This window comes from Calothrix sp. UHCC 0171, from assembly GCF_034931845.1.
Taxonomy (GTDB): domain Bacteria; phylum Cyanobacteriota; class Cyanobacteriia; order Cyanobacteriales; family Nostocaceae; genus Brunnivagina.
In genome coordinates this window covers 1-9,012 of the sequence record NZ_JAYGHN010000082.1, presented here as the reverse complement: position 1 = coordinate 9,012, position 9,012 = coordinate 1, and the positions used below count along the sequence as shown (strand labels likewise).

Sequence of the window (9,012 nt, the reverse complement as noted above, 5' to 3'; positions counted from 1 at the left end):
CGCCCCTGTCCTGGCAGACAGAGGCGTATAGATTCAAAAAAAAATTTCTTTTGTTAGGTGAATTATGACGCAAAGCACTACCAAAATTCAAGGAAAATTTTACCCACTGCAACATAAAGAATGGTTAAGGACTTGTGGGAAAGTCAAACCAGCAGAATTAGAGCTAATTCATTTATTTGGTCGTAGAGATTTGGCTAAATTAACTCTTGCTCAAAGTATTTGCTTGGAATTTGGCATCAACGTGAAGAACTTTGAGGAGGTGCGATAGCTATGACAACTAAAACACGCACCGTTCGCCGTCCGCAACAAATTGAGGAATCGAAGATGCAAGGCTATTTCATGATTTCCAGACGGGATGCATCTGTTGCGATCGCCAACAAGTTAACTGGTTCTCAATGTCGTCTGTGGTTGTACCTGATGTTAATCGATCCATTTGCAGACCGAACAGCAGATGGGGAAATCAAATACCACGATTTACCTACCATTCCAGAAATTGCGATTACGGTGGGTAGTTCACCCGATACGGTCGAAAAAGATTTAAGAAAACTGCGGAAATTAGGACTTTACGAATATCGCACTGTAAGTATACAAGGCTACAACAGCACAGCTGCCAAAGCTAGGGTAGAGGCTGAATCTTTGAAATCTAAACCAGCAAAGTCCAATTCTTCTCGCACAGAAGCCGCACGTAGCACATCCAAGAATACAAACCGTCGTGAAGTTCAAAACCCCACACATAAGCAAGCTACATCGGTTGACTCAGATGAAAGCACACAACAGCAAATCGAACTCAAACTCAGTCAGGACAATGAGTCCGCTTATTTAAGCCCCGATAGCGCTTATTTAAGCCCCGATAGCGCTTATTTAAGCGGAAATCGAGAGATAGAAACCTTGCCCAATAAGGATTTCAGCGCTCCCTCAGATCATTCATATCAATCAAATCTATTCAAATCTCTCTCAGAACAAGAGAGAGAGAAATTTTTAGAGTTTGCAAATAAAAAGGCATCCGAACTACCAGTCCCACCAACTTTGCCAGGGAAATGGATTGAAGCTCACTTTGAAGAATTACATGTTCTCTGGAAAAAACATCAATCTTCTATTGAGGTTACACATTGCGGGGGGCGCGATAGTACAAATGTTTTAGATTTCGATAATTGGGATGCGATTAACCACGAGGGGCAATACATCACGCTGATGGGTATCGGTTTGGCAAAGTTTTGTGAGAACAAGGTTTCCAAGGCTTGGTACGAATGGGCGGTTATTAAGTATCCCCATAAATTTGTCGAAGTTCCGGAATGAGGATGCTGTAACGAAGGTGCGTCTCTAACTTGGGTTCGCTAGAAGCGAACTGAGGAGAACCAGAGGCGGAAGGATTGAGGGAGAAATTTAGACCGAAAAATTATGTACGCCAAACAAGAACATAGAAACGTAATTGACTTTGCTTCTGCCATTGGTAAGTTGCCACCGCAGTGTATCGAAGCGGAAGAGGCAATATTGGGAGGTATTTTATTTGACCCCAATGCAATCATGCGGGTGCGCGATCGCTTGAAGCCTTACCATTTTTATCTCAATGCCCACCAGGATATTTACTTTTCGGCTATTAGGCTTGCGGCGACTGAACAGCCAACGGATTTGATTGTAGTTGCCAACTGGCTTGAGGCGAACGATTTATTATTTCGGGTTGGGGGCAGAAGTAAACTAGTCTCCCTGGTTGAAAGGTGCGTTAGTGCAGTGAATATCGATGCTTTGGCTGATTTGGTAATCAGGAAGTGGAAGCGTCGAGAATTAGGGCGGTTGGGCGCTCTGGCGATGGAATTGCAACATAAATCGGATGATGACGTAACCCTAGAAAAAGCTTTTGAGCAGTTGCAAACCCAGATTTACAATTTGCAGCAAGGGGAAAACACATCGAGTACGAGCCATATTTCTGGTGTGATGACCGATACTTACCAAATTGTCGATGAACGTAACAAAGGCTTGGCTCCACTGGGTGTCCCCACGGGATTTTATGACCTAGATGCGATGGTTAATGGTGGGTTTAATCGTGGTGATTTGGTAATTATTGCGGGTCGTCCAGCAATGGGAAAGAGTGCGATCGCTGCTCAGATTGGGTTTAATGTGGCGCAGTTGCAAAATCTGCCTGTGGTTTTATTCAGTTTGGAGATGAGTAAAACCCAAATTGCAATGCGAATGCTGGCAGACGAAGCCCAGGTTGAAAGTACCTACCTCAAAAGTGGCAAGATTAGCGATCGCCAATGGGAGCCGATTACCACAGCTGTAAGAGAGATATCGGAATTACCGATATCTTTGAATGATTGCGTTACCCCATCTTTAAGTTATTTTGAGGCTGAATGCCGTCGCATTATGACCAGAGAACGGCGGGAATTGGGATTGGTGGTGATTGATTATTTGCAGTTAATGGGAGAGGGTGATGGCAACCGTAACAACGAAATTGCGGCGATTACCCGTGGGTTGAAACGACTAGCAATGAAACTGCAAGTACCCGTGATTTGTTTGTCTCAGCTTTCTCGTGCCGTGGAAAGCCGACAGAATAAACGTCCAATTATGTCAGATTTGAGAGATTCGGGCGGGATTGAGCAGGACGGGGACAAGGTGATGATGTTGTACCGCGATGACTATTACCATTCAGATTCGCCGGAGCGGGGAATCTGCGAAGTGATTATTGCCAAACACCGCGATGGAGCGACGGGAACAGTGAAACTGTTGTTTGATGGACAGTTTACACAATTTAAAAACTTGGCTCGTAATGGTTGGTGAGCAATATCGATGCTAACTCATGCGAATTTTTTTGCTGGATTAGGTGTATTCAGCTTTGCCGCAGGGGAATTATATTGACAGCTCATGTTATTAGGAGTGTATAGAAAATGCTCCGACAAATCGACCTATGCAGTGGTGTTGGGGCTGGTTTTCCTCTCGCTGCCACTGTTATCCACGGGTTTAAGCTACGTGGACTGTGCGAACGAGACGAATTTTGCTGCGATCTACTCCGCGATCGCTTCCCCGGAATCCCAATTTACCCCGATGTGAAAGAACTTTGGCTCAAACCAAGTTATGCAGACCTCATCACAGCTTCGCCACCATGTCAACCTTTTACCCTTGAAGGAAAAAGATTGGGAAGTAAAGACCCTAGAGACTGTATCCCCGCAGTTTTACGAATTGTCAGAAGAAGTCAACCCAAATTTTTCTGTCTCGAAAACGTGCCTGGATTGTTATCAGCCCCCATTAATCCCGGAAACGAACCCGGCTCATATTTCCAACAGATGCTCCAAGAGCTTTGGTCAAGTGGGTATGATGCGGAATGGGTTGTTGTCGGAACGCAACAGTTTACAACTCCCTGGAGAGGTGAGAGGCTTTTACTCGTTGCCACGTCCCGGTGCGTTGTCGAAAAGTTCCGAATCGAGCCGACCACCTGGGAATACCAAATCCGAGGCGCAAGCGAAGAAACTGGGCATTCTCCAGAAAAACGAAGTCTTCAATCCAGAGTGGCTGGAACAACAGTTCGGACTCCCGATAGGTTGGACATCCCCCCAGGAACTAAGAGCGGCAACCGAATTAATCGTGCCCGTCGCGCCGCCCTCGGAAATATCCTCGACCCCAGAATTGCCCAACTTGCACTCAAACGAGTCTTGTACCTCAATTCCATTAGTAGCCACAGCTAAGGAACCACAAGCCAAATACTCCGTTGCAACAGCGCGAATGTGCCGGGACAGAGTATTCTGTCCAACTTCGCTCTCTCTAAAAGCTATTAGCCTCTGGCAACCCTGGGCTTCTCTAATTCCCCTGGGGCTGAAACATTATGAAACTCGCAGTTGGAAAACAAACTACAGGGGTAAGCTGTTGATTTGCTCGACTACCAATAACCCAAAGCATTACCGGGAATATCTAAAAATTAGGGAGGAGCTACAACTACCAGACTGGGATGAGGATAACTTTCCACATGGTCAGGTGATCGCTCTCGTTGATTTGGTTGATTGCATTGAAATGACACCTGAGTTTATCGCCCAACAGTCCCGAACTGAAATTCTATGTGGGGATTGGCAAGTTGGGCGCTACGCTTGGAAGTTAGAGAATATCCAACCCATCACAGAACCGTTTGTAGTTAAGGGTAAGCAAGGGCTTTTTAGTATCTCTGTAGAAAACCTTGAGTTTGATGTGGGAGGGGAAAGCACAAAGGGTAAGGAGGAGAGTCTAAAACTATTGACTGTTGATGATAAACCTCCAACTCATAACTCTCAACTCCAAACTCCTAACTCCAAACCTAAAGACCAAAGTCCAAATAAGAATGATTGTTGGTACACACCACCCCACATCATTGATTTGATAGTCCAAGTGCTGGGACAAATTGACCTTGACCCCTGTGCGGATGATGGTAAACATATTCCCGCAGCGCAACATTTTACTGCAACGGATGACGGGTTAAACCGGGACTGGCACGGCCATGTATATATAAATCCTCCCTACAGTTGCCCTGGTGTGTGGATGGCAAAACTACAGGCTGAGGTGGAATCGGGACAGGTGAAGGAGGTGATCGCTCTTGTTCCCGCAGCTACCGATACTAATTGGCTATCCCCGGTGTTGAAGCTGCAACCTGTTTGTTTTTGGAAAGGACGCATCAAGTTTTTGGATGTGAATTACCAACCCAAGTTACCTGCAAGGCAGTCACATGTATTGGTGTATTGGGGGGAGAATTGGGAGCGGTTTAGAGAAGTGTTCGACCCACACGGGTTTGTTACTGTGCCGAAGCAGTTCCTAGGGGATAAGTTGAATAATGAAATATCTCCTAGGAAAACGTCAGAATCCTTACAGCACGAGGATAGAACAGATATACAAATATCTCCCACCCTAGGTGACACTTCTCAATTCCTAGGGGATAAATTAGATAGTGATATATCCCCTAGGAAAATACGCCGAACCAAGGGGGATGGTAGTGGCAGTATTCATTACCGTACTGTGACGAAAAAGGGTAAGGATTATCACGAAGCTTATTATCACTATGAGTTTTGGAACGGGGGCGATCGCCTGGTCAAATCTTCGCGCTATATCCCCAAGCGGTTACTTACCCAGGTACAAAAAATGGATGTGGAGAAAGTACCAGTGCGGGAAATATTGCAGGTGTTGGGGGTAATATTTGAATAGAAGTATACTTTAACTTCTCTTTTCAGTCTGGTGCAGCTATAGAACTATTATTTAGAAATATAAGTTCTCATAAAATAATCAAAATATTTGATTGCACTGCTTTTTGTGTAGGTTGAAAACTCTTACCATTAGATAAAAAGACTAGTTGTTTAAGGTTATAGGCTACAAAAGACCCTTGGTGCTCAACGCCTACTGGCATCTAAGGTTAGAACACCAATTAAAGAAACACAAAGATTTCTTTCACTGTAGGGTGCTCAACGCCTACTGGCATCTAAGGTTAGAACACAGCGAGGGTGTAAACCCTTACTCTGAGCCTTTCCCTGAATAATTTTACAAGCATCTCCGATAAAAACACAATCGTAAATAGAAAAACGACTGCAACGCCAATTTTTCAACAATTTTATAATTGCTGCAAAGCTTGTAATACAGATATTTTAGCCATTATGCAGGCATCTTCCAGATATTTTTACCAGTTCAAACGCTTTCCTAACAAGGCTCATGACTACTTCTATTCATAAATTGACTTGCACAAACAGAGATGCTTGCATTTTATTCAAAATATTAATAACCATGTACTAATAATTGCTAAATATTTACTTTTAAAAAGTTTTAAAAGCGGAAGTATTTTTGCCGGGTATCTCTTTTAGGATAACCATATCAATCTGGGTATAGATTTATGTCTCCTCGGCATCTTGAACGACTACTGCAACTTGATGAACTCATCCGAACCAAGATAAAACCGACCACTGTTAGTTTAGCAAAAGAATTAGAAGTCAGCGAACGGACTATTCGCAGCGACATTGCTTTTTTGCGCGATCGCTATCATGCTCCTCTGGAATATAACTCGAAACTAGGACACCATTACATTGAACCAGAATGGCGATTACCCAGCGTACCCCTCACCAAAGGAGAATTATTTGCTTTGACTGTGGGGGCAAAAATGCTGGAAACTTACGCAGGTTCACCCTATGGGATGCTACTGAAAACTGCGATCACGCAATTAAGTCAACGACTTCCCGAAGAAACCTGGGTGAACATCCGGCAATTGGCTGAGGAACACATGATATTTGGTGGTGGTGCGGAAATCGATTTGAATCCAGAGATTTGGCACAACATCGAAGATGCTTGCAGCCAACGTCGCTCTGTGATGATGACCTATTACACAGCTAGTCGAGATGATATTTGCGAACGCAAGTTAGACCCATATCTATTACATGTCTACCGTGGTACAAATCTATACTTAATTGGCTACTGTCACAAGCGTCAACAATTTCGCTGGTTTCGAGTTGACAGGATTAGAAAACTAGAAATATTGCCCGAGTACTTTACTCCTGACCCCAGCTTTAACGCCAAGGAATATATTGGTAACGTGTTTCAGCACGAAGTAGGGGATAAATTGCTGGATGTAGAAATTTGGTTTGATGCCAAAACTGCACCCTACATAAAAGAGAGACGCTGGCATTTTACCCAAGAAATTGAGACCCATGGGGATAATTCCATGACGTTGAAGATGCAGGTACGGGGGATTAATGACTTGAAACGGTGGGTGATGTGGTATGGGAAGGGTGCAAAGGTGATTCGTCCCCAGGAGTTGGTGGAGTTGGTGTGGGGGGAGGTTGAGGAGATGAGGAATAATTACAATCTACTGCTGGAGCGTAAATCATAATGATAGGATTTCCATATAAACAACAGTTGCCTCTGATTCGACTGTACGTTCCATTCTCGCGTTCAGGCGTTGAGCAAGAACTTTAAGGTAAATTTACCGAAAATTGAAATTGCGATCGCTCAAATTTCCCAACCTGAAACAGCCATACTTGCACAACAGTTACATCAATATCCTGTCGGTGCATCTGGGAAAGAACTTGCGGAAAAAACCTATGGTTCAAAGTATTGGATTGCACCAGTTAAGCGACAAGTTTTAGTCGGCTTAGACTTGGTTATTGGTATGCGAGCCGAAAAATGGTTGTGCGATCGCATTATTCAAGGACTCAATGGCGAGTTAGATGAACCTCGCTATGGATTACCATTTGCTGGGGACAATAATTTTCTATTTGATTCAATTGAACCTATTGATAGTCCTCCTATGGCACGTTGGTATTTTCCATTACAGCAGGGAGAGCGAACAATTGAGCGCGGATATTGCAGACTAACGCTTTGGATTGATCGAGCAGATAGTAGCAAAACACTAGTAGAAGTGTTTACACCGAGCGCATTTTGTTTATATCCTCCTAACAATTCCTGGATACAATTACCTAAAAATTGAATTAGTTAAATTAATTTCTAGAAATCAACCTCAGATGCCAATAGGTGTTGATAAACCTTGAAAATGAATAAAAACATAAAATAGAGTCATCCCCCAGCCCTAAAACCAACCATGGCTCAACTTCAAACCCAACTCACCCTCGAAGAATTCCTGGCACTCCCTCAAGGAGACATCACCTATGAACTAATTAACGGGGAAGCAGTACCCAAAATGTCACCAAAACGTTTTCATTCCAAATTAACCCTTACCTTGGCTATGCTTCTGGTGCATTGGGCACAAAATCGCGGTGAGGTAGGTATCGAATGGGCTGTTAAATTAGAGCGAAACGGTAAAGACTGGGTTCCTGTCCCCGATTTACTCTACATTTCATATACTCGTTTAAATCGAGATAGTGTTATGGATGAAGCCTGTCCTGTTCCTCCAGAACTGGCGATCGAAATTATTTCACCCGACCAAACTTTTGCAGAAATGACAGAAAAAGCTACCAATTATCTGCAAGCAGGAGTTCTCAGGGTTTGGGTTGTAGACGCAAAAGCCAAAGCTATTACTATTTTTTACCCTGATGCTCCACCACAGACCAAAAGAGGTAATGATACTTTGGCTGATTTGTTACTAGAAGGAATAACATTTACACCCCAAGATATTTTTCAACAGGCTAGGATACCCTAAAAGGGGTACAGTCGGGATACCTGCAATTTGGGACACGTTGTAAAGTTTTGTAACGTATATCAAGCAAAACCCTTGATATACGGTTGTTTCAATACCAAACTTTACTTGACTCCTCCAGTTGAAACATTCCCAAAAATAACCATTTATGGGCAAGCTTGAGACACTAAAAGGGGTAAATAGTTCATTTTATCGTGCAAAATTTTGATTGCCCTAATATCATTTATGGGCAAGTTAGTAAATCAATAAGACACGCTCTGCAACATTTATTTACAACGTGTCCTATTTTGCGAGTATCCCGGCTGAACCCCTAAAAAGTATGATATCGTGATCGCTCCAGCCTGAAAATTTGTTGCCTAAACTAAAGTAGACCCTTTCCATGTATTTCAACGTGCTGGTTTAATGAGTTACAGTAACTCACATTGCATAATTACCTCAAAATTCCTGGGAGTATCGCGCAGCGCCTTAGAGCATCGCGCCCCCAGTACAGTTTGCAAATTAAACCTCAGATGCCTTAAGGCGATGAGCACTTTACAAGCGCTAAATTACCATTACCTTACGGACATATATGCAAACTCTTCAAAGTCTCGAAATTTCCACCAAACTTGAAACCATCCGTGTTTCTGCTCTCCATGCTTTAACCTACTGCCCACGCCTATTTTACCTCGAAGAAGTCGAAGAACTCTACACTCAAGATGCAGCAGTATTTGCCGGACGTAGATTACACACAGAGTTAGAAAAGCAAGAAGACGAGGAATGGGAGGAATTATTCCTTGTTAGCGAAGAATATGGTATACGGGGACGGGTTGATGCATTGCGTACCCGTGACGGGGAAACCATCCCCTACGAACATAAGCGAGGAAGATGCCATCGCGATGAAAACAAACAACCACAAGCATGGGAAAGCGATCGCCTACAAATTCTTGCCG

At 43.5% G+C, this 9,012-nt stretch carries 9 protein-coding genes; all 9 read left to right on the top strand.

Annotated elements, in window-relative coordinates; genetic code table 11:
- Positions 1-64 precede the first annotated feature (64 nt).
- A complete protein-coding gene (locus VB733_RS26875; RefSeq protein ID WP_323343108.1) occupies positions 65-268 on the top strand; it encodes a hypothetical protein in 204 nt (67 codons plus the stop codon).
- Positions 269-270: 2 nt separating this feature from the next.
- A complete protein-coding gene (locus VB733_RS26870; protein WP_323343107.1) occupies positions 271-1,296 on the top strand; it encodes a hypothetical protein in 1,026 nt (341 codons plus the stop codon).
- Positions 1,297-1,398: 102 nt separating this feature from the next.
- Positions 1,399-2,775, top strand: a complete 1,377-nt coding sequence (gene dnaB, locus VB733_RS26865; RefSeq protein ID WP_323343106.1) for a replicative DNA helicase — start codon at positions 1,399-1,401, stop codon at positions 2,773-2,775.
- A 107-nt stretch (positions 2,776-2,882) separates the two neighbouring features.
- Positions 2,883-3,677 (top strand): DNA cytosine methyltransferase, encoded by a 795-nt coding sequence (locus VB733_RS26860; RefSeq protein ID WP_323343105.1) that lies wholly within the window; start codon positions 2,883-2,885, stop codon positions 3,675-3,677.
- Positions 3,678-3,714: 37 nt separating this feature from the next.
- Positions 3,715-5,154, top strand: a complete 1,440-nt coding sequence (locus VB733_RS26855) for a DNA N-6-adenine-methyltransferase (RefSeq protein WP_323343104.1) — start codon at positions 3,715-3,717, stop codon at positions 5,152-5,154.
- A gap of 676 nt (positions 5,155-5,830) precedes the next feature.
- Positions 5,831-6,820 (top strand): WYL domain-containing transcriptional regulator, encoded by a 990-nt coding sequence (locus VB733_RS26850; RefSeq protein WP_323343103.1) that lies wholly within the window; start codon positions 5,831-5,833, stop codon positions 6,818-6,820.
- A 69-nt stretch (positions 6,821-6,889) separates the two neighbouring features.
- Positions 6,890-7,417, top strand: a complete 528-nt coding sequence (locus VB733_RS26845) for a hypothetical protein (protein ID WP_323343102.1) — start codon at positions 6,890-6,892, stop codon at positions 7,415-7,417.
- 111 nt (positions 7,418-7,528) lie between these two features.
- Positions 7,529-8,086, top strand: a complete 558-nt coding sequence (locus tag VB733_RS26840) for a Uma2 family endonuclease (RefSeq protein ID WP_323343101.1) — start codon at positions 7,529-7,531, stop codon at positions 8,084-8,086.
- Positions 8,087-8,651: 565 nt separating this feature from the next.
- The coding region (locus VB733_RS26835) for a CRISPR-associated protein Cas4 (protein WP_323343100.1) at positions 8,652-9,012 on the top strand (361 nt) is incomplete at its 3' end.

Bases quoted from the DNA above. Each gene is read 5' to 3' on its own strand.
- VB733_RS26875 (WP_323343108.1), top strand. From the start codon at position 65: ATGACGCAAAGCACTACCAAAATTCAAGGAAAATTTTACCCACTGCAA.
- VB733_RS26870 (WP_323343107.1), top strand. From the start codon at position 271: ATGACAACTAAAACACGCACCGTTCGCCGTCCGCAACAAATTGAGGAA.
- dnaB (WP_323343106.1), top strand. From the start codon at position 1,399: ATGTACGCCAAACAAGAACATAGAAACGTAATTGACTTTGCTTCTGCC.
- VB733_RS26860 (WP_323343105.1), top strand. From the start codon at position 2,883: ATGCTCCGACAAATCGACCTATGCAGTGGTGTTGGGGCTGGTTTTCCT.
- VB733_RS26855 (WP_323343104.1), top strand. From the start codon at position 3,715: ATGTGCCGGGACAGAGTATTCTGTCCAACTTCGCTCTCTCTAAAAGCT.
- VB733_RS26850 (WP_323343103.1), top strand. From the start codon at position 5,831: ATGTCTCCTCGGCATCTTGAACGACTACTGCAACTTGATGAACTCATC.
- VB733_RS26840 (WP_323343101.1), top strand. From the start codon at position 7,529: ATGGCTCAACTTCAAACCCAACTCACCCTCGAAGAATTCCTGGCACTC.